The following is an 18,810-nucleotide window of genomic DNA, read 5'->3' as shown; positions in this document are numbered from 1 at the left end:
ACGACGACGCCACTGAAAGTAGGAACGGTGCGGGTCGGCGGGCGTCGGCCCGCGGTAGCACGGTCCGGTACGACCTGGGGAGGATCTTGGCGTGGAACACGTGCTGGTGGTGGACGAGAACGGCGCACCGGTCGGGTCGGCGACGCGGGAGCGGGTGCGCGCGGAAGGGCTGTGGCACGTCTGCGCGGCGATCGTCGTGCGGTCGCTGGACGGCGAACGGCTGTTCGTGCACCGCCGCACCGACACCAAGGACGTCTACCCCGGCCTCTACGACCCGACGTGCGGCGGCGTGGTCGCGGCGGGCGAAACGCCGGACGAGTGCGCCGCGCGGGAACTGGCCGAGGAACTGGGTGTCCACACCACCCCGGAGTTCTGCTTCACGACGCCGTTCGTGGATGGAACCATCCGCTACACCGCGCACGTTTACCAGGTGCGCACGGACGGCCCGTTCACCCTCCAGCCCGAGGAAGTGGCGTGGGGCGGGTGGATGGACCTCGCCGACGTGCGCGCGAAGGCCGACGACCCCGAGTGGCCGGTGGTGCCGGACGGTCGGGAACTGATCCTGGGGTGGTTCTCGTGCTGGGCATGATCTTCGCGATGTCGATCCCCGGCCTCGCCGTGCTGCTGGTGGGCCTGGCGACCGGCGAGCGGGTGTGGCGCGCGGTCCGCCGCCGCCAGGGTCACCCGGTCGTGTCGCGGGCGGCGTTCGACGAGTTCACCCAGATCGTGCACGGCAGCAAGCGCATCGAGCTGGACGAGCGGCAGGTCGAGCTGATGCGCCGCGACGACGAGGAGGACGGCGCTCCCCCGCGCGGCCCGATCGACCTCGACTCCGGCGCGGTGCGGCTCACCCCCAAGGCAGCGCCGCCCGCGTAGCCCAGTACTCGGGCGCGGGTTCGGCCAGCTCGGCCAGGTCGCCGGGGTCCAGGTCGACCTCGCCGGCACGCAGGTTCGAGCGCAGCTGGTCCACGCTCGCCGCGCCGGAGAGCACCACGTCCACCCACGGCTGGGCGCGCACGGCGGCCAGCGCGATCGCGTCCGGCCCCACGTCGTGCTTGGCGGCCAGTTCGCGGACGGCGGCGGGCGGGTCCACGGCGAGCCGCCCGTTGGCCATGCCCTCCTTGACGAACACCTCCGCACCCGACTCGTGCGCCCACGCCAGCGCCGGCCCCACCGAGGGCTCCAGCACGTTCCAGGTCGATTGCACGGCCTCGAACAGCCGCCGCCCCTCGACCTCCAGGTCCAGGGCGCGGCGCACGGTGTCCGCCTGCCTCGGGCCCGAGGTGGAGAAGCCCAGGCGCACACCCGAGTCGCGTAGCCGGCCCAGCGCGCCGAGGAGTTCGGGGTTGCCGAACAGCGGGCTGTCGCCGGTCAGCGAGTGCACCTTGTAGAGGCCGAGGTGCGCCCCGAGCAGGGCCTCGGTCTCGGCCCACTGCCGGGTGAACCGCTCCAGCGAGTGCTCCTTGACCTCGTGCGTGGCAACGTCCCGCCGCCACCCGGCGACGTACTCGTAACCCCACTTGCTGGACACGCGCACATCCCGGTGGCCTCGATCGTCCAGCCACTGCGCCAGGAACTCCTCGGCCCGCCCGTAGGAACGCGCCGCGTCCACTCTGCGCACCCCGGCCGCGTAGGCCGCGTCGAGCACGGCGTGGCACGCGGCACGCATGGCGTCCACGTCCCGATCGGCGGGGAGAGCGCCGTCCCGGCCCAGGTTGATGTAGGCGGGACGACCGAGCGCGGCGAGGCCTAGAGCGAAGTCGGGCACGCCCGACACCGTAACCGGCGGCCGTCGCCGACCGCCGGTCACGCGCGTTTCAGGCGTCCCGGCGCAGTAGCACCAGCGCGCCACCGCCGAGCGCGACGACGAGGTAGGCCACCATTGCCAGCCCAGCCGCCCACTGCCCCAGCGGCGCACCCGGCAGCTCCCCCGCCAGCTGCGGAGGGAGGATCGGCGGCATGATCGCGTACAGCCGCTCGTTCCACGGCGCGGGCAGCAGCAGCGTGATGCCCGGCAGCACGAACAGCAGCCCGCACAGCGTCACCAGCGCGCCCGCCGTGGACCGCAGCAGGAAGCCCAGGCCCAGCCCGAACAGGCCCATCGTGGTCAGCGAGGCCGTGTTCGCCAGCAGGGTCGGCATCGCCTCGGACAGGGAGTCGTAGGCCGAGATCGGCTTGGGTCGGTCCCCGGTGACGAGTTCGCCGAACAGGAAACCCAGGAACGTCACCACCGCGCCCACCACCAGCGACGTGCCGCCGACGACGGCGGACTTGGCCAGCAGCAGGGAGCGGCGGCGGGGCACGCTGACGAGGGCGGTGCGGATCATGCCGCTGCCGTACTCCGAGGTCACCGCCAGCGCGCCCAGCACACCCAGCACGAAGTGGCCGAACGGCAGCACCACCATGCCGGGGTCGGCGGCGCCGAAGTTCGCCTGCACGTCCGGTGGCTGGCTGTCGTAGTCGGCGGTCATCAGGTAGGACACCAGCACGCCCGCCGACAGCGCCAGGACCAGCACCAGCAGCAGGTAGACCGTCGAGCGGACGGTGCGCAGCTTGAGGAACTCCGAGGCCAGGACGTCGGTCATCGGGCCACCGTCCGGTACTCGACGCTGTCGTCGGTCAGCTCCAGGTAGGCGTCCTCGAGCGACGCGCTGCGCGGGGTCAGCTCGTGCACCGGGACGCCCCGGTGGGCGGCGGCCTCGCCGATGTCGTAGGCGCTCAGGCCGTGCACCAGCAGTGCGCCGTCCTCGTGCCGGACGGTCGCGCCGAGCCGTTCGACGGCCGCCGCGAGGTCCTGGGGCGCCGACGTGCGGACCAGGACGTCCCGTTGGAAGCGTTCGGTCAGTTCCCGCATCGAGGCTTCGAGGATGAGCCGGCCGCGCCCGATCACCACGACCCGGTCGGCGGTCAGCGCCATCTCGCTCATCAGGTGGCTGGACACCAGCACCGTGCGGCCCTCCGCGGCCAGACCCCGCATCAGGTGACGGATCCAGCGGATGCCCTCCGGGTCCAGGCCGTTGACCGGTTCGTCGAACAGCAGCACCGCCGGGTCGCCGAGCAGGGCCGCCGCGACGCCCAGCCGCTGCTTCATGCCCAGCGACAACGTGCCGACCCGGCGGCGGGCGACACCGGCGAGCCCGACCTGTTCCAGCACCTCCACGACCCGCTTGACGCCGATGCCGTTGCTGCGCGCCAGCACCCGGAGGTGGTTGTAGACGCTCCGGCCGCCGTGCACGGCGTTCGCGTCGAGCAGCGCGCCGACGTGGTGCAGGGGCCGCGGGACGTCGGCGTAGCGCCGGCCGTCGACCAGGGCCTCGCCGCTGGTGGGGCGGTCCAGGCCGAGGACCGCGCGCATGGTCGTGGACTTGCCGGCGCCGTTGGGGCCGAGGAACCCGGCCACGTAGCCGGGTTTGACCTCGAAGCTGAGCCCGTCGACGGCCCGGTGGGCGCCGTAGCGCTTGGTGAGTTCGCGTACTTCGATCACGGCGTCGAGCGTCGCGGGCCCGGGGCGCTCCCGGGATCGGACGGCGGTCTTCGTTCCGGGTCGGACCGTGGTCCGATGTCCGCCGCCGTGCGCCCGGATAGCGTCAGCGTCGTGCGATCACGTCTGCCCGCCTGGCTCCCGACGGTCTACCTGTACCTGCTGGACGTGCTCGCGGGCGTGCTGGCGACGGTGATCTACCTGGAGTTCGTCCAGGACAGCGACGGGCCGCACTGGCTGGGCTACACCCTCGCCGCGCTGGTCGGGCTGCCGCTGGCGGTGCGCCGGAAGTGGCCGCTGACCGTCGCGCTGGTCGTGGTGACCGCGCTCGGCGCCGCCACCGTCCTGCACATGACCCGCGAGCCGTACTCGGCCGCCGCGTTCGCGCTCTACATGGCCGCCGCGACCGCGCCGCGCAACCGGTCGGTGGCGATGCTGGGGTACTCGCTGGTGGTCGGCGCCGTCACGATCTTCCACGCCGAGCCCTCGCCGGACGACCTGGGCCTGGCGATCGTGGTGGCGGTGCTGCTGACCGGGTCGTGGGCGCTGGGCCACTCCACGCGCGTCCGCCGCGCCTTCGCCGACCGCGCCGCCGCCGACGAGGCCGCCAAGGCCGTCGCGGACGAGCGGCTGCGCATCGCGCGCGAGCTGCACGACGTGGTCGCGCACAGCCTGTCGTTGATCACGGTGAAGGCGGGCATCGCCAACCACGTCGCCGACACGCAGCCGGAGCTGGCGCGGGAGGCGCTGGCGGTCATCGAGACCACGAGCCGGGGCACGCTGGTGGAGATGCGGCGGCTGCTGGGCGTGCTGCGCTCGGAGGACTCGTCGGCGGAGCTGGAGCCGATGCCGGGCCTGGACGACCTCCCCGGGCTGGTCGAGCGGGCGGGGCTCGCGGGCGTGCCGGTGGACCTGGCGGTGTCCGGCGGTCCGCTGCCCGACGCGCTGGGGTTGACCGTGTACCGGATCGTGCAGGAGTCGGTGACCAACGTGGTCAAGCACGCGGCGCCCGCGCGGTGCCGGGTCGAGGTGGCGGTGGGCGAGTCGTCGGTGCGCATCGCGGTGACCGACGACGGTCCGGGTGAACGGGTGCTCACCGGTGGCGGCGGGCACGGGCTGATCGGGATGCGGGAGCGGGTGGCGGTGTACGGGGGCACGTTCGCGGCGGGGCCGCGCGGCGGTGGCGGGTTCCAGGTGCGGGCGGAGGTGCCGTTCGCGTGATCGACGTCGTGGTGGTGGACGACCAGGCCCTGCTGCGCGGCAGCTTCCGGGTGCTGGTGGACTCGGCGCCGGACCTGCGGGTGGTCGGCGAGGCCGGCGACGGGGCGGAGGCGGTGCGGGTGGTCACCCGGACCCGGCCGGACGTGGTGCTGATGGACGTGCGGATGCCCGGCATGGACGGCATCGCGGCCACCCGGGAGGTCGCGATGTCCTCGCCGGAGTCGCGGGTGCTCATCCTGACCACGTTCGACCTGGACGAGTACGTCTATTCGGCGCTGCGGGCGGGTGCCAGCGGCTTCCTGCTCAAGGACACACCGCCGGCCGAACTGCTGGCCGCGATCCGGGTGGTCGCCGAGGGTGACGGACTGCTGTCGCCGTCGGTGACCAGGCGGTTGATCTCGGAGTTCGCGAGGCTGCCCGAGTCGCGGCCGGTCAAGTTGGACGGCGTCACCGACCGGGAGCGCGAGGTGCTGGCCCTGATCGCCCGCGGCCTGTCGAACACCGAGATCACCCAGGCCCTGCACCTGTCGGTCGGCACGGTGAAGACCCACATCGGGCGGCTGCTGCACAAGCTCCAGGCCCGCGACCGGGCTCAGCTGGTCATCGCCGCGTACGAGTCGGGTCTGGTGTCGGCAGGCGGGAGCTGACCGCCGCGTAGACCGCCTCCGGGTCGGCGGAGTTGGTCACCAGCGGCAACGCCACGAACCGGCGGTCGAACCACTTGCGGTGCAGCCCGTCGAAGCGCTCGGCGATCCCCTGGTCGGCGGGCTCCACCAGCAGGTAGTGCTGACCGTAGACGCTCGCCAGGTCCACCGAGACCACCCTGGACCACTCCAGCACGGCGTGCCGGCGGCCCATCCGCAACTCCAGGCCCGCGTCGCTCACGCGCACGCCGCTGCCGCCGCGGACCACGACGATCACCAGGCCGACCAGCAGCGCCACCGCCGCCAGCCCGAACGCGCCCGCACCACCCCACTGCCCGCCCGAACCGAACACGAAGGCCAGCACGCCCGCGCCCACCGCCAGCACTCCGAACGAGCCGACCAGCGCCGCCACCCGCCACCCCGACGCGGGGAAGTCACGCCCGTCACCGGGTTCGCGCGACGGCCTCAGCACCGCCCCGAACAGCAGGAACCCGATCCCGAACGCCGCCGCGCCGACCCCCGGCCACACCGAGACCGTCACCGCGACCGCCACACCGGCCACCACGCCGAGCGCGCCGAAGACCAGGAACCACAGCCACGACCGGTCCGCCCGCCGCCGCACGGGCCGCCGGAACAACGCTCCCAGCAGCAGCGCCGCCGGCACCAGCGCGACGACGGCCAGCCAGAACCCCGACGACTCGCCATCGCGCACGGCGGCGACCAGCAACGCTCCGCCGGCCAGCGCACTCGCGCCGAACCCGACCCACAGGCCGACCCGACGCCCGGTCCACGCGCCCACCGCGCCGAGCGCCAACACGACGATCACCACGATCGACAGCGCGGAGAACTGCCCCGCGTCCTTGGCCACGAAGAAGACGACCGCCGCGTACAAGCACAAGAGAGTCCCTGCCCACCACCCCATGACCAACGTCTACCCCACAGCGGGCGCGGACATGCGGGAAGCCCGCCCACACGAGGTGGACGGGCTTCCCGGGGCGAGTGCCGTTACAGGTACTGGCCGGTGTTGGTGGCCGTGTCGATCGCCCGACCGGACTCCTGGTTCTTGCCGGTGACGAGGGTGCGGATGTAGACGATCCGCTCCCCCTTCTTGCCGGAGATCCGCGCCCAGTCGTCCGGGTTGGTGGTGTTGGGCAGGTCCTCGTTCTCCGCGAACTCGTCCACGATCGCGTCGAGCAGGTGCCGCACCGACAGACCCGGCTGCTTGGTGTCCAGCAGCGACTTGATGGCCGCCTTCTTGGCCCGGTCGACGATGTTCTGGATCATCGCGCCGGAGTTGAAGTCCCGGAAGTACAGGACCTCCTTGTCGCCGTTGGCGTAGGTCACCTCCAGGAACCGGTTCTCCTCCGACTCCTCGTACATCCGCTCGACGGTGTGCTGCACCATGCCCTCGATGCAGGCCACCGGGTCGCCGCCGAACTCCGCCAGGTCGTCGGCGTGGATCGGCAGGTCGGGCGTGAGGTACTTGTTGAAGATGTCCTTGGCGCCCTCGGCGTCGGGACGCTCGATCTTGATCTTGACGTCGAGCCGGCCCGGCCGCAGGATCGCCGGGTCGATCATGTCCTCCCGGTTGGACGCGCCGATCACGATCACGTTCTCCAGGCCCTCGACGCCGTCGATCTCCGAGAGCAGCTGGGGGACGATCGTGGTCTCCACGTCGGAGGACACACCGGAGCCGCGGGTGCGGAAGATCGAGTCCATCTCGTCGAAGAACACGATCACCGGGGTGCCCTCGGACGCCTTCTCGCGCGCCCGCTGGAAGATCAGCCGGATGTGCCGCTCGGTCTCGCCGACGAACTTGTTGAGCAGCTCCGGGCCCTTGATGTTGAGGAAGTAGCTCTTGGCCTCGCGCCGGTCGTCGCCGCGAGCCGCCGCGACCTGCTTGGCCAGGGAGTTGGCCACCGCCTTGGCGATGAGGGTCTTGCCGCAGCCGGGAGGGCCGTAGAGCAGCACGCCCTTGGGCGGGCGCAGCTTGTACTCGCGGAACAGGTCGGCGTGCAGGAAGGGCAGCTCCACCGCGTCGCGGATCTGCTCGATCTGCCGGAACAGACCACCGATGTCCTCGTACTTGACGTCCGGGACCTCCTCCAGCACGAGGTCCTCGACCTCGGCCTTGGGGACCCGCTCGTAGGCGAAACCGGCCTTGGAGTCGACCAGCAGCGAGTCGCCCGCCTTCAGCGGCGAGTCCATCAGCGGCTGCGCCAACCACACCACGCGCTCCTCGTCGGCGTGGCCGACGACCAGCGCGCGCCCGATGGAGGACTCCTCCTCGGACTCCAGCACCTCGCGCAGCGTGCAGACCTCGCCGGTCCGCTCGAACCCGCCGCCCTCGACGACGGTCAGCGCCTCGTTGAGCCGCACCGACTGGCCCAGCACCAGCGACGCCGTCTCGACCGCGGGCGACACCGAGACCCGCATGCGACGGCCGGAGGTGAACACGTCGACCGTGCCGTCCTCGAACCGCGCCAGGAACACGCCGTAACCGCTCGGCGGCTGTGCCAAGCGGTCCACTTCCTCGCGCAGGGCGAGCAGTTGGCTCCGTGCTTCTCGAAGGGTGTCGATGAGCTTCGTATTGCGCTCGGTCAGTTGACTGACACGTTCCGTGGCCTCGGCCAACCGCTGCTCGAGCAAGCGAACGTGCCTGGGGGATTCGGTCAGCTTGCGGCGCAACAACGCGATCTCGTCCTCGAGGAACCTGATCTGCGCTGTCAGCTCACCAGAGTTGTTGCCCTTGTTCAGCTCGCCACCCTCATCGGGCTGGCTGCCGGGATGACCGTGCTGCATGTCGGCACCCTCCTCCCGTGTTCGTACGACAACGGTACCGGCGATCACCGACAAAAGCGGCCATCGACCGGGTTCCCGGCGGTCGTGTGATCACACATTCCGCCCGCTCGGCCGGATGAACTGCTCCATATCGGTGTCTGACGGAACCTCCCGCCCGCTACGGTGCGTCCTAGTTCGGGTCACCTTTCGTGTTCCGGGCATCCTCGCCCGTCACCAGCGCAAAGTTCTAGGAGCATGTGATGTCCGTCCCCCCTCAGCAGCCGGGACCGTACGGTCAGCAGCCGGGTGGATTCGGCCAACAACCAGGCCAATTCGGTCCACAGCAGGGGTTCGGCGGACAGCCCGGCGGGTTCGGGCCGCCGCCGCAGGGTTTCCCACAGGGTGGGCAGCAGCAGCCCTACGGACCGCCCCCGGGTGGCTTCCCGCCGCCCGGTCAGCCCGGCGCGCCGGGTGGCGGTCCGCAACCGTACGGGCCGCCCGGCCAGTTCGGTCAGCCCGGTTACGGCCAACCGGGTGGTTTCGGTGACCCTTACGGCGCGCCGCGCAAGAAGAGCCCCCTGCCGTGGATCCTGGGCGGTGTCGGCGTCGTGGTGATCGCCGTGGTCGCGGTCCTGCTGGTCACGCTCGTGGGCGGCAGCTCGCCCAAGGACACCGCCGAGTCCTACGTGGCCCTGCTGAACAAGAACTCCGACTCCGACGCGGACGCGGACTCGTTCCGCAAGCTGCTGTGCAAGGGCGACCAGTCCAAGTTCGACGAGCTGCGCGACAAGGCCAAGTCCCCGGCCGGCGAGGTGGGCGACAGCGAGCTGAAGGACGTCAAGGCCCAGCACACCCTCGGCGAGGTCACCGAGAACGGCGACAAGGCCTCGGCCAAGGCGAAGGTCGCCTACTCGAACGTGCCGTCCGAGTACAAGGAGTTCATCAAGGACAAGGACTACACGATCGACCTGGTCAAGGAGGACGGCGACTGGAAGGTCTGCGGCATGTTCAAGGACCTCGAGGGCCTCGGCGGCTGACCTCGACCACGCCGGTTGTCGGTCCCCCGTGAGACGATCGACGCGGGGGCCGGAGGCCACACCTCCGACAAGCCCGAAACGGCCCGTGCGCACACCGCGCACGGGCCGTTTTCGCAGGTCAAGCCGTGATCAGCCCTTCGAGGGCCGCCGCTGCGGCCGGGGCGGCGTCACCCCGTCGGCCAGCCGCCGCGTGGTCAGCAGGAACGCGGTGTGCGCGATCATCCGGTGCTCCGGCCGCACCGCCAGCCCCACCACGTGCCACGGCCGCACGAGGGTCTCCCACGCCTGCGGCTCGGTCCAGTGCTGCTGTTCCCGGATCGCCTCGGTCACCTTGGACAGCTGGGTCGTGGTGGCCACGTACACCACCAGGACACCACCGGGGATCAAGGCCTTGGAGACCGCCGGCAGCACGTCCCACGGCGCGAGCATGTCCAGGATGACCCGGTCCACCTCACCCTCGTGCGACGCGACGTCACCCACGGTCAGCGACCAGTTGCCCGGCCGCTCCCCGAAGAACTGCTCGACGTTGCGCACCGCGTGGTCGGCGTGGTCCTGGCGCACCTCGTAGGAGGTGACGCTGCCCTTCTCCCCCACCGCGCGCAGCAGCGAGCACGTCAGCGCGCCCGACCCGGCCCCGGCCTCCAGCACCCGCGCCCCGGGGAACACGTCCCCGTACATCACGATCTGGGCGGCGTCCTTGGGGTAGATCACCTGCGCGCCACGCGGCATGGACAGCACGTAGTCGGCCAGCAGGGGCCGCAGCGCCAGGAACGACGTGCCGCCCACGGACTGCACCACCGACCCCTCGGGCTGCCCGATCAGCTGGTCGTGCGACAGCGCGCCGCGGTGGGTGTGGTACTCCTTGCCCGGTTCGAGCACGATCGTGTAGTGCCGTCCCTTCGGGTCGGTCAACTGCACCCGGTCTCCGGGCTGGAACGGACCACTGGCGGTGCTCACCGCGGCGAACCTCCTGCTTAAGTGCGGAACAACAGCGCACGATGGTCGCAGAAGCCCCGCGCCGCGCCCTCAGCGGCCTCGTCGTCGCCCCACCACCCCGGACAGCGCCAACAGCCCGCCGACCACCACGAACGCCACCGCGGCCGGTATCTGCGCCCACTCCGGCAGGTACCGGACGAGGTACCAGCTCTTGCTGTCCACCCCCAACGCCATCAGCACGAGCGGCACCAACCCCTGCGGCACCGCCAACACGATCCCCACGACCTCGCGCACTACTCCCCCTTCTGCGTGACCGAGTGGTAGACCGGCCAGCCGACCAGCCAGACCAGCCCCACCACGGCCATCCACCGCAACTGCCCCCACAGCGCCTCGGTGCGCTGCGCGTCCCCCACCACGACCACCAGCAGCGAGATCACCGCCGCGGTGACCGCCGCCGCGAGGACGAACTTCCCCCACTCTCGCCACTCGTAGCGCACCCTCGCGCGCCCCCTCGTCGGCGGTCGCCACGGCGGCGGCCCACCGGCGAACCGGCGCGCGACCCGCTGGTCGGCCCACCGCAGCATGCTGTGCCCGAACGCCACGCTCACGCCCAGGTAGACGGCCGCGAGCCCGTGCACGGTGGTCGCCTCGCCCCCGCCCCGCAGGTCGACCACGGTCGCCACCAGCAGCACCACGTCGACCAACGGCGTGCACACCAGCAGCACGCCGCCCACCTTGCGCATGCGCAGCACGTACCGGGCGAGCAGCCCCAGCCCGAGCACGACCCAGAACCCGACTTCGCACGCCACGATCACCACGACCAACGGATCAACCACGACGACAAGCCTGCTGGTCGGCCCCGGCGCACCGCGTCGGCGACCGGATCGACCGCGGGTCATCACTTCGTAGGACGCAGCCCGCACCGGAGGTGTGTTGTGATTCCGGTGTGCAGATCCGCCCGAAACGCCGAGAAGTGCTGGTCGCGCTCGGTTTCTTCACCCTCGGGACGATCATCTACGCGGGCGGGCTGGACCTGGCGTTCGGCCGCGACGACCTGCCCACCCCGCTGTGGGCGCGCCTGGCGATCCTGGCCGTCGCGTGCGCGGGCACGCTGGTCCGCCGCACGGCCCCGGCCCTGGCGCTGGCCCTCGTGTGCGGCGCGGCGCTGCTGGACCTGACCCGCGGGCTGGGTGTCCCGGTGGTGATGGTGTTCATCGACGTGCTGTTCGTGGCGGCGCTGGACGGTTCGCGGCGGCTGCACCGGGTGCTGATCGGGGTGGTGGCGGCGACGTCGTTGGGCGTGACGCTGGCCGTGGGCGTGCTCAACGACGACTGGCGCGAGTCGCTCTACGCGGGGTTGCAGATGTTCTCGCTGGTCGTGGTGCCGGTGTGGTGGGCGACCAACGTCCGGCAGCACCGCGACAGCGCCGAGCAGCTGGCCCTGATCGCCGAGTTGGACCGGCGGGCGGCGGTCGACGCCGAGCGCGCTCGGATGGCGCGTGACCTGCACGACGTGGTCGCCGGGCACCTGTCGGCGATCGCGATCCAGTCCGAGGCGGTGCTGTCCATGCCCGCGGACTCCGAGACCGTGCGCACGGTGCTCAAGTCGGTCCGGGAGAACAGCCTGGCGTCGCTGGCGGAGATGCGGACCATGATCGACGTGCTGCGCGCCGACGACCCGGTGGACGAGCCGGTCACCGTGCGGCTGGCGGACGCGTCGCGGCTGGTGGAGTCGGCGCGCGCGGGAGGGCTCGCGGTGGAGTACGCGGCGGACGACGTCGACGGGCTGCCGGTGGCGGTGGACCTGGCGGCCTACCGCATCTTGCAGGAGTCGCTGACGAACGCCCTGAAACACGGCGCGGACGCGTCCGTGCGAGTGGAACGGCAGGTCAGGCGGTTGGTGCTGGTGGTGCGCAACTCGGTGCGGACCGCCGGGGACGGGTCGGGGACGGGTTTGGTGAGCATGGCGGAACGGGCGCACGCGGTGGGCGGGACGTTCGCGGCGGGTCCGGACGGGACGGAGTGGGTCGTGCGGGCGGAGCTGCCGCTGTGATCAGGGTGGTGGTGGCCGACGACCACGCGGCGATCCGCGCGGGCCTGGTGCTGATCCTGGGCGGCGCGGCCGACGTCGAGGTCGTGGGTGAGGCGGCGGACGGGGCGGCGGCCGTGCGGATGGCCCGCGAGCTGCGGCCCGACGTGGTGCTGATGGACATCCGGATGCCCGGCACGGACGGCATCGAGGCGACCCGGCAGCTGTCCGGGGTGTGCGCGGTGCTGGTGCTGACCACGTTCGACCTGGACGAGTACCTGCACGGCGCGCTGCGGGCGGGCGCGGCCGGGTTCCTGCTCAAGTCCGTCGAGGCGGCGGCGCTGGTGGATGCGGTGCGGCAGGTGGCGGCGGGGGACGGCGTGCTGGCGCCGAGCGTGACCCGGCGGCTGATCGCCGAGTTCGCGGCGGCGGCCCCCAAGGCGCGGCCGGCGGCTCTGGACGCGTTGACCGAGCGGGAGGTCGAGGTGCTGCGGTGCCTCGGCGAGGGCCTGTCCAACCACCAGATCGGGCGAAAACTGCACATCGGGGAGACGACCGTGAAGACGCACGTGTCGCGTGTGCTGACCAAGCTGGACCTGCGGTCGCGGGTGCAGGCGGCGATCCTCGCGCAGGACGCCGGGCTGCTCTGACCGCTCTACCCGCGGTCGAGCGCGGCCTTGAGGTCCGCGCGGCGCAGCACGCCCGAGGGCCTGCCCTCCAGGTCCACCACCAGGTACTCCCAGGCGGGGGTGCCCATGACCCGTTCGGCCAGCTCGTCGCCGGTCTCGTTCTCCAGCAGCACGGTCTCGGGCCGGATCGGGACGGCGGCCTGCTCGGCGGGCGCGTGCGGGGAGGTGCTGGCCAGGCGCTCGGCCATCCCCCGGTCCAGCAGGCCCGCGGCGACGCCGTCCGCGCGCACCAGCACGACACCGCGACCGGCGGAGGCGGTGAGCGCGCCGGACACCGGGCTCTCGGCGGGCAGTTGCAGCACGGGCTGCATGAGCTGGCTCAACGTGAGCCCCTCCGGCCACGTGCGGCGACGTTCGGCGGTCAACTCGCCGCGCGCGCCCGCGACCACGACCCACGCCGTGATCAGGCACACGCCGAACACCAGCCACCGGTCCTCGGCGCCGTCGAGCAGCCCCATGACGGCCCAGGCGACCAGGAGCACGGCCACCACGCCGCCGCCCGCGACAGCCGCCTTGGTGCCCGTCGCCCGCCGCCCGGTCACCGCCCACACACCGGCCCGCAGGATGCGCCCGCCGTCCAGCGGCAGTCCAGGGAGGAGGTTGAACGCGGCCACGGCGGCGTTGGCGAACGCGGTCTGCGCGATCAGCAGCCACACCGGGTCCCGGTGCGGGATGGCGTACGCCCCCAGCGCGAAGGCCCCGGCCAGCAAGGTCGACACCACCGGCCCGCCCGCGGCGATCAACCCCTCGTGGCGCGGGTTGTCCGGCGTGCGCATCATCTCCGACACGCCGCCGAGCAGGAACAGCCGCAGTCGCCGCACCGGCATCCCCAGCCGCAGCGCGACCAGGCTGTGCCCGAGCTCGTGGGCCAGCACGGAAAGTCCCAGCAGGAGCGCAAGCGTGGCGGCCAGCAACACCCCGGCGGTCCCGCCCACGCCGGGCACGAGACGCTCGACCATCGGCGCGTACAGCACGACGATCGCCGCCGACCCGAGCCACCAGGAGGGCGCGAGCAGCACCGGGATGCCGGCCACGCGGAACAACGGCAGCCCACCGTCCCGCCCAACCCGCCGCCAGCTCTGCTCGGTCACCACGTCGAAAGCCTAGGGGTCCCGGTGTGTTGGCGCTGTGACCCGCTCGCGCGACACTCACACAACCTGATCTTGTCGGGGGTGTCCCCTAAGGTTTCGGGCATGGCAGTGCCGACGATCTCCGAACGCCCCGTGCGCAGGCCCGCGCTGTCCCCGTCGAGGGCGGGCGACTTCAAGCAGTGCCCGCTGCTGTACCGCTTCCGGGCGGTCGACCGGCTGCCGGAGAAGCCGACCAGGGCGCAGGTGCGCGGCACCGTCGTGCACGCCGTGCTGGAGGACCTGTTCGGCCTGCCCGCCGACCAGCGCCTGCCCGAGCGCGCCCGCGAGCTGATCGGCCCGGCGTGGGACCGGGTCCGCGCCGAGCGCCCGGAGTTCGCCGAGCTGTTCACCGCCGAGGACGCGGCGGAGCAGGCCGAGTGGCTGGCGTCCGCGGAGGGCCTGCTGGAGGGGTACTTCGGCCTGGAGGACCCGCGCCGGTTCGACCCGGAGGCCCGGGAGCTGCTGGTGGAGTGGGAACTGCCCTCCGGCGTCCTGCTGCGCGGCTACATCGACCGGGTGGACGTGGCGCCGACCGGGGAGATCCGGGTGGTCGACTACAAGACCGGCGCCGCGCCGCGCGAGGTCGGCGAGGCCAAGGCGCTGTTCCAGATGAAGTTCTACGCGCTGGTGCTGTGGCGGCTGCGCGGTGTGGTGCCGCGCCAGCTGCGGCTGATGTACCTCGCGGACCGGCAGGCGCTGGCGTACACACCCGACGAGGCGGAGTTGGCGCGGTTCGAGCGCACGCTGGAGGCGATCTGGGACGCCATCCTGCGCGCGGCGAAGTCGGGCGACTTCCGGCCCAACCCGAGCAGGTTGTGCGACTACTGCGACCACAAGGCGCTGTGCCCGGCGTTCGACGGCACACCGCCGCCCTACCCGGGGTGGCCGGAGCCGGACGCGGGCGTGGAGACGGCGCTGGACAGGGCGGACTAGATGACGGCGTTCTTCGAGCAGGTGGACGAGCACCGGTTCCGGGCGACCGGGCACACCGCCGGGCCGTGGACCGACGAGCACCAGCACCTGGGTCCGCCCTCGGCACTGCTGGTCCGCGAGCTGGAGCGGTGCGCCCCGCGCGCGGGCACGGTGCTGTCCCGGGTGACCTTCGAGGTGCTGGGGCCGGTGCCGGTGGCGGAGCTGACCGTCGAGGCGGCGCTGGAGCGGCCGGGACGGTCGGTGGAACTGCTGTCCGCCGCGCTGTCCCACGACGGGCGGCCGGTGCTGCGGGCGCGGGCGTGGCGGATCGTGGGCGGCGACACGACGGCGGTCGCGTCGGGCGAGGGCGAGCCGCTGGTGCCGCCGGCGGCGTGCGCGCCGATGTCGATCCCGGACGACTGGCAGTGCGGGTACCTGGCGGCGATGGAGTGGCGGACGGTGTCCGGCGGCATCTTCACCCCGGGCGACGCGGTGGTGTGGGCGCGGACGTCGACGCAGGTCGTGGCGGGTGAGGAGGCGACGGCGACGCAGCGGCTGTTCACCGTGGCCGACTCGGCGAGCGGGGTGTCGTCGCGGCTGGACATCTCGAAGTGGTACGCGATCAACACCGACCTGTCGGTGCACCTGCACCGCGAGCCGGTCGGCGAGTGGTTCGCGCTCGACGCCGAGACGGTGGTGGGTCCGTCCGGGGTCGGGGTGGCCAGCAGTGTGCTGCATGACGAACTGGGTCCGGTCGGGCGCACCGCGCAAGCCTTGTACGTGCGGGAACGCTGAGGCGACGCCACGATGGTCGGGTGAAGTTCGCGGACCGCGCCGACGCGGGTCGGGTGCTCGCCCGCGCGCTGCGGCGCTTCGAGTGGACAGATCCGCTGGTCCTGGGCTTGGCGCGGGGCGGCGTGCCGGTGGCGCACGAGGTGGCGGTGGCGTTGGGCGCGGACCTGGACGTGGCGGTGGCGCGCAAGATCGGCGCGCCGGGTCGGCCGGAGTTCGGGGTCGGCGCGGTCACCGCGGGCGGTGAGCCGATCTTCGACGCCCGCGCGCTGGCCTACCTCGGCGTGTCGCCGGCTGACCTGGCCCCCACAGTCGAGCAGGAGCGGCGGGAGGCGCGGCGCAGGCTCGACGTGTACGGGGCCGGGCGGCACGCGGTGGCCGGGCGGGACGTTCTGGTCGTCGACGACGGCCTGGCCACGGGCGTGACCGCGCGGGCGGCGTTGGGCGAGGTCCGGGCGGCCGGTCCGCGGCGGCTGGTGCTGGCGGTGCCGGTGGGCGCGGCGGAGGCCGTGCGGGAGCTGTCCGAGGTGGCCGACCTGGTGGTGTGCCCGCGCGAACGCGCCGACTTCCGCTCGGTCGGGCGGTTCTACCGGCGGTTCGACCAGACCACGGACGCCGAGGTGCTGGCGCTACTGGAGCAGCACGGTCACCACTGACAACGTGACCATCGACAGGGCCGTGGACAGCAGCACGGCGTCGCGGGGCAGCCGGGCGTCCGGCCGGTACTGGCGGGCCAACACGTAGACGTTCTGGGCGGTCGGCAGGGCCGCGCACACCACGGCGGCCAGCCGCAGCGGCCCGTCCACGCCCAGCGCCAGGCACCCCAGGAACGTCACCAGCGGGTGCAGCAGGAGCTTGAGCAGCACCGTGACGCCGAGCTGCGCGCGGCCCGCCCGGTCGGGCAGGCGCATCCCGCCCAGCGACATGCCGAGCACCACCAACGCCGTCGGCACGCCCGCGGAACCCAGTGCCGCCAGCGGTTCCAGCACCAGCTCCGGCGGTCGCCACCCGGTCGCGCCGACCACCACGCCCAGCAGCGAGGCGAGGATGATCGGGTTGCGCACGGGCAGCGTGACCAGCGTCTTCAGCGTGCCGCCGCGCTTGCCCGAGCCGACCTCGACGGCCGCCAGCACCATCGGCATCACGAAAACGGGCTGGAACAGCAGCACGGCGACCATGAACGACGAATCGCCGAGGATGCCGACCGCGACCGGGATGCCGAGGTTGCCGGAGTTGACGTAGGCGCCCGCCATCGCGGCCAGCGCCCGGTCGGGCAACGGCCTGCCGAACACCTTCCAGTGCACGAGCAGGCCGATCGCACCGACGACGAACGTGGCGATGACGAAGGCCAGCACGCCCTTGTTCGCCAACGCGCCGGGCTTGCCGTTCAACAGGGTCGTGAACAGGACCGCCGGCATGGCGAGGTAGAACGCGAACCGGCCGAGCACCGTTTCGGCGCGGTCGCCGAGCACGTTGGTGCGCGCGGCGACGAACCCGACCACCGTGAGCACCCAGATGGGCACGAACCCGCTGAGCACCCCGGCCAAGTCAGGTCACAGGTGCTTGTACACGTCTTCGAGGGTCAGCCCGCGGCCGAGCATGAGCACCTGGACCCGGTACAGCAGTTGGGAGACCTCCTCGGCCAGCCGCTCGTCGGACTCGTGCTCCGCGGCGATCCAGACCTCACCGGCCTCCTCGAGCACCTTCTTGCCCTGCGCATGGACGCCCGCCTCCAGGGCCGCTGCGGTGGCGGAGCCCTCGGGGCGGGTGCGGGCGCGTTCGCTCAGCTCGGCGAACAGCTCGTCGAAGGTCTTCACGGGGGCTCATCCTCCCATCCCCCGAACGGGGGCACACAATCACCCCAAAGTTGCGTGCCCCGAAAACTTGCGGAGCCCGCAACTTCTGGTAGCTTGATCACATGGACGACGGAATGGGTTTGCGCGAGCGCAAGAAGCTGGAGACCCGGCAGGCGCTGAGCCGGGCGGCACTGCGGCTGGCGGTCGAGCGCGGCCTGGAGAACGTCCTGGTCGAGGACATCGCCGCGGCGGCGGGGGTGTCGGCCCGCACCTTCAACAACTACTTCTCCAGCAAGGCCGAGGCGATCACGTCCCGCCAGGTCGACCGGGGGCGCAGGCTCGCCGTCCAGGTGCGGCTGCGCCCCCAGGAGGAGTCGCTGTGGGAGGCGATCCTGGAGGCCGCACTGGCCGAGTTCGGGTCCGAGTCCGGGTCCGAGTCCGGGGGCGCGTCCGAGGGCGTGGAGCAGCCGGACCCGGAGTGGACCGCCGGTGTCCGGCTGATGGTGAGCGAGCCCGCCCTCATCGGCGAGCTGTCCCGCGCCGGCACGGAGGTCGAACGCGAGCTGGCGCGGGCGATCGCGGAGCGCACGGGCACCGATGTCGAGCAGCTCTACCCCCGCCTGGTGGCGGCGTCGGTGGGCGCGGCCATCCAGGTCGCGACCGACCGCTGGGTCCACGCCGACCCCCCGGTCCCACTCAAGCCCTTGGTCCGCGAGGCGATCACCCAGGTCGCCGCCGGCCTACCCGAGCCGAGCACGTCGGGCACACCCTGATCGACCCCAGACCGCCTGACCCGCTGACCCGCTGACCCAACTTCCAGCCATGCCAACGAAACGGAGCACAGCCATGCACACCACCATCGCGCCCGAGGCCGCTACCGAGGGCTCAGATGCCGAACTTCGGTCTGGTGAACGGCCAGTCGCGGGCGATCCACTCCGGCACGAAAGCGTCCAGCGCGCGTTCGAGGTCGGTGCCCGCGTGCTCGTCGACCACCCACCAGGAGATGAGCGCGTCCTCGGCCGAGTCGGTGTCGACCGGGTCGATGTAGACACAGCCCAGCAGCGCCGTCTCGTCCCGGTCGAACAGGGCGTAGTTGAAGGACTCGTGGGCCTCGGCTTCACGCTCGTGGCGGGCGAGGTCGAGGCGGTCGGCCTCGTGGGTCATGGTCGCGGGCGGCCACCCCCACTTCTCGCCGTAGAGGGACCAGAGCCGGTCGCGTGAGTTCATGACCGCCGGGTAGTCCAGGTCCACATCGGACTCCCGGATGGGCCGCAGGTGGTGGCCCGTGCCCAGGTCGACGTGGGTCGGGTGGACGAAGTCGGACGGCAGCCAGGACATGCGCGGATTGTCGATCAGCGGGAA

Annotated in this window: 23 protein-coding genes; 11 read left to right on the top strand and 12 right to left on the bottom strand. The window is 72.3% G+C overall.

What is annotated here, in order from left to right; genetic code table 11:
• Positions 1 to 91: 91 nt before the first annotated feature.
• Together WBN91_RS13700 and WBN91_RS13695 are read left to right on the top strand one after the other, a co-directional pair.
• A complete protein-coding gene (locus WBN91_RS13700) occupies positions 92 to 589 on the top strand; it encodes an NUDIX hydrolase (protein WP_337724318.1) in 498 nt (165 codons plus the stop codon).
• Entirely contained in the window at positions 586 to 876 is a 291-nt protein-coding gene (locus tag WBN91_RS13695; protein WP_337724354.1) for a DUF6191 domain-containing protein, read from the top strand. The genes WBN91_RS13700 and WBN91_RS13695 overlap by 4 nt, the downstream gene beginning before the upstream one ends.
• On the opposite strand, the gene WBN91_RS13690 is transcribed toward WBN91_RS13695, so the two are convergent.
• The 3 genes from WBN91_RS13690 to WBN91_RS13680 are packed head-to-tail and all read right to left on the bottom strand — an operon-like array spanning position 848 to position 3,484.
• Positions 848 to 1,768, bottom strand: a complete 921-nt coding sequence (locus WBN91_RS13690; protein ID WP_337724317.1) for an aldo/keto reductase — start codon at positions 1,766 to 1,768, stop codon at positions 848 to 850. The two genes, WBN91_RS13695 and WBN91_RS13690, sit on opposite strands and share 29 nt — an antisense overlap.
• A 49-nt stretch (positions 1,769 to 1,817) precedes the next feature.
• Positions 1,818 to 2,585, bottom strand: a complete 768-nt coding sequence (locus tag WBN91_RS13685; protein WP_337724316.1) for an ABC transporter permease subunit — start codon at positions 2,583 to 2,585, stop codon at positions 1,818 to 1,820.
• Positions 2,582 to 3,484 (bottom strand): ABC transporter ATP-binding protein, encoded by a 903-nt coding sequence (locus WBN91_RS13680; RefSeq protein ID WP_337724315.1) that lies wholly within the window; start codon positions 3,482 to 3,484, stop codon positions 2,582 to 2,584. The genes WBN91_RS13685 and WBN91_RS13680 overlap by 4 nt, the downstream gene beginning before the upstream one ends.
• Positions 3,485 to 3,595: 111 nt before the next feature.
• On the opposite strand from WBN91_RS13680, the gene WBN91_RS13675 reads away from it, so the two are divergent.
• Positions 3,596 to 4,702 carry a sensor histidine kinase gene (locus WBN91_RS13675; protein ID WP_337724314.1) on the top strand — a complete coding sequence of 369 codons (1,107 nt, stop codon included), beginning with the start codon at positions 3,596 to 3,598 and terminating at the stop codon, positions 4,700 to 4,702.
• Positions 4,699 to 5,349, top strand: coding sequence for a response regulator transcription factor (locus tag WBN91_RS13670; RefSeq protein WP_337724313.1), 651 nt, complete (start codon positions 4,699 to 4,701; stop codon positions 5,347 to 5,349). Before WBN91_RS13675 ends, WBN91_RS13670 begins: the two co-directional genes overlap by 4 nt.
• Here WBN91_RS13670 and WBN91_RS13665 read toward each other — a convergent pair.
• Positions 5,303 to 6,238 carry a hypothetical protein gene (locus WBN91_RS13665; protein WP_337724312.1) on the bottom strand — a complete coding sequence of 312 codons (936 nt, stop codon included), beginning with the start codon at positions 6,236 to 6,238 and terminating at the stop codon, positions 5,303 to 5,305. The genes WBN91_RS13670 and WBN91_RS13665 overlap by 47 nt on opposite strands.
• Before the next feature lie 113 nt (positions 6,239 to 6,351).
• The gene (arc, locus tag WBN91_RS13660) at positions 6,352 to 8,148 is read right to left on the bottom strand and encodes a proteasome ATPase (RefSeq protein ID WP_337724311.1); all 1,797 of its coding nucleotides are present in this window, start codon (positions 8,146 to 8,148) and stop codon (positions 6,352 to 6,354) included.
• Positions 8,149 to 8,387: 239 nt separating this feature from the next.
• Between arc and WBN91_RS13655 the strand changes: the two genes are divergently transcribed.
• Positions 8,388 to 9,164 (top strand): Rv0361 family membrane protein, encoded by a 777-nt coding sequence (locus WBN91_RS13655; protein ID WP_337724310.1) that lies wholly within the window; start codon positions 8,388 to 8,390, stop codon positions 9,162 to 9,164.
• A 129-nt stretch (positions 9,165 to 9,293) separates the two neighbouring features.
• Here the strand turns inward: WBN91_RS13655 and WBN91_RS13650 are convergent, their stop codons facing one another.
• The 3 genes from WBN91_RS13650 to WBN91_RS13640 form a co-directional block, all read right to left on the bottom strand.
• Positions 9,294 to 10,121: a tRNA (adenine-N1)-methyltransferase gene (locus WBN91_RS13650; RefSeq protein ID WP_337724309.1), complete on the bottom strand. Its 828-nt coding sequence runs from the start codon at positions 10,119 to 10,121 to the stop codon at positions 9,294 to 9,296.
• A 69-nt stretch (positions 10,122 to 10,190) separates the two neighbouring features.
• On the bottom strand, positions 10,191 to 10,394 hold the full coding sequence (locus WBN91_RS13645) for a hypothetical protein (RefSeq protein WP_337724308.1): 204 nt from the start codon (positions 10,392 to 10,394) through the stop codon (positions 10,191 to 10,193).
• Complete coding sequence (locus tag WBN91_RS13640; RefSeq protein WP_337724307.1) at positions 10,394 to 10,936, bottom strand: hypothetical protein; 543 nt, start codon at positions 10,934 to 10,936, stop codon at positions 10,394 to 10,396. The genes WBN91_RS13645 and WBN91_RS13640 overlap by 1 nt, the downstream gene beginning before the upstream one ends.
• Positions 10,937 to 11,046: 110 nt before the next feature.
• Between WBN91_RS13640 and WBN91_RS13635 the strand changes: the two genes are divergently transcribed.
• Together WBN91_RS13635 and WBN91_RS13630 are read left to right on the top strand one after the other, a co-directional pair.
• Positions 11,047 to 12,153 carry a sensor histidine kinase gene (locus WBN91_RS13635; RefSeq protein WP_337724306.1) on the top strand — a complete coding sequence of 369 codons (1,107 nt, stop codon included), beginning with the start codon at positions 11,047 to 11,049 and terminating at the stop codon, positions 12,151 to 12,153.
• Positions 12,150 to 12,779, top strand: coding sequence for a response regulator transcription factor (locus WBN91_RS13630; protein ID WP_337724305.1), 630 nt, complete (start codon positions 12,150 to 12,152; stop codon positions 12,777 to 12,779). The genes WBN91_RS13635 and WBN91_RS13630 overlap by 4 nt, the downstream gene beginning before the upstream one ends.
• Positions 12,780 to 12,784: 5 nt before the next feature.
• Here WBN91_RS13630 and WBN91_RS13625 read toward each other — a convergent pair whose 3' ends face one another.
• Positions 12,785 to 13,912 (bottom strand): site-2 protease family protein, encoded by a 1,128-nt coding sequence (locus WBN91_RS13625; RefSeq protein ID WP_337724304.1) that lies wholly within the window; start codon positions 13,910 to 13,912, stop codon positions 12,785 to 12,787.
• 99 nt (positions 13,913 to 14,011) lie between these two features.
• Between WBN91_RS13625 and WBN91_RS13620 the strand changes: the two genes are divergently transcribed.
• The 3 genes from WBN91_RS13620 to WBN91_RS13610 are packed head-to-tail and all read left to right on the top strand — an operon-like array spanning position 14,012 to position 16,308.
• Entirely contained in the window at positions 14,012 to 14,881 is an 870-nt protein-coding gene (locus tag WBN91_RS13620) for a RecB family exonuclease (protein WP_337724303.1), read from the top strand.
• Entirely contained in the window at positions 14,882 to 15,655 is a 774-nt protein-coding gene (locus WBN91_RS13615) for a thioesterase family protein (RefSeq protein WP_337724302.1), read from the top strand.
• A complete protein-coding gene (locus WBN91_RS13610) occupies positions 15,652 to 16,308 on the top strand; it encodes a phosphoribosyltransferase (RefSeq protein WP_443217719.1) in 657 nt (218 codons plus the stop codon). Before WBN91_RS13615 ends, WBN91_RS13610 begins: the two co-directional genes overlap by 4 nt.
• Here WBN91_RS13610 and WBN91_RS13605 read toward each other — a convergent pair.
• On the bottom strand, positions 16,282 to 17,190 hold the full coding sequence (locus WBN91_RS13605) for an AEC family transporter (RefSeq protein WP_337729384.1): 909 nt from the start codon (positions 17,188 to 17,190) through the stop codon (positions 16,282 to 16,284). The genes WBN91_RS13610 and WBN91_RS13605 overlap by 27 nt on opposite strands.
• A gap of 15 nt (positions 17,191 to 17,205) precedes the next feature.
• On the bottom strand, positions 17,206 to 17,469 hold the full coding sequence (locus WBN91_RS13600) for a phosphoribosyl-ATP diphosphatase (RefSeq protein ID WP_033434999.1): 264 nt from the start codon (positions 17,467 to 17,469) through the stop codon (positions 17,206 to 17,208).
• A 101-nt stretch (positions 17,470 to 17,570) separates the two neighbouring features.
• Between WBN91_RS13600 and WBN91_RS13595 the strand changes: the two genes are divergently transcribed.
• Positions 17,571 to 18,221, top strand: a complete 651-nt coding sequence (locus WBN91_RS13595; RefSeq protein ID WP_337724299.1) for an acyl-CoA-like ligand-binding transcription factor — start codon at positions 17,571 to 17,573, stop codon at positions 18,219 to 18,221.
• A gap of 112 nt (positions 18,222 to 18,333) precedes the next feature.
• On the opposite strand, the gene WBN91_RS13590 is transcribed toward WBN91_RS13595, so the two are convergent.
• Positions 18,334 to 18,786: a GNAT family N-acetyltransferase gene (locus WBN91_RS13590; protein WP_337724298.1), complete on the bottom strand. Its 453-nt coding sequence runs from the start codon at positions 18,784 to 18,786 to the stop codon at positions 18,334 to 18,336.
• Positions 18,787 to 18,810: the final 24 nt, after the last annotated feature.

Source organism: Saccharothrix sp. CCNWYY140, assembly GCF_037401995.1.
In the GTDB taxonomy this organism is placed as follows: Bacteria; Actinomycetota; Actinomycetes; order Mycobacteriales; family Pseudonocardiaceae; genus Actinosynnema.
The sequence above is the reverse complement of the archived record's forward strand: the minus strand, read 5'-3'. Positions and strand labels throughout refer to the sequence as shown.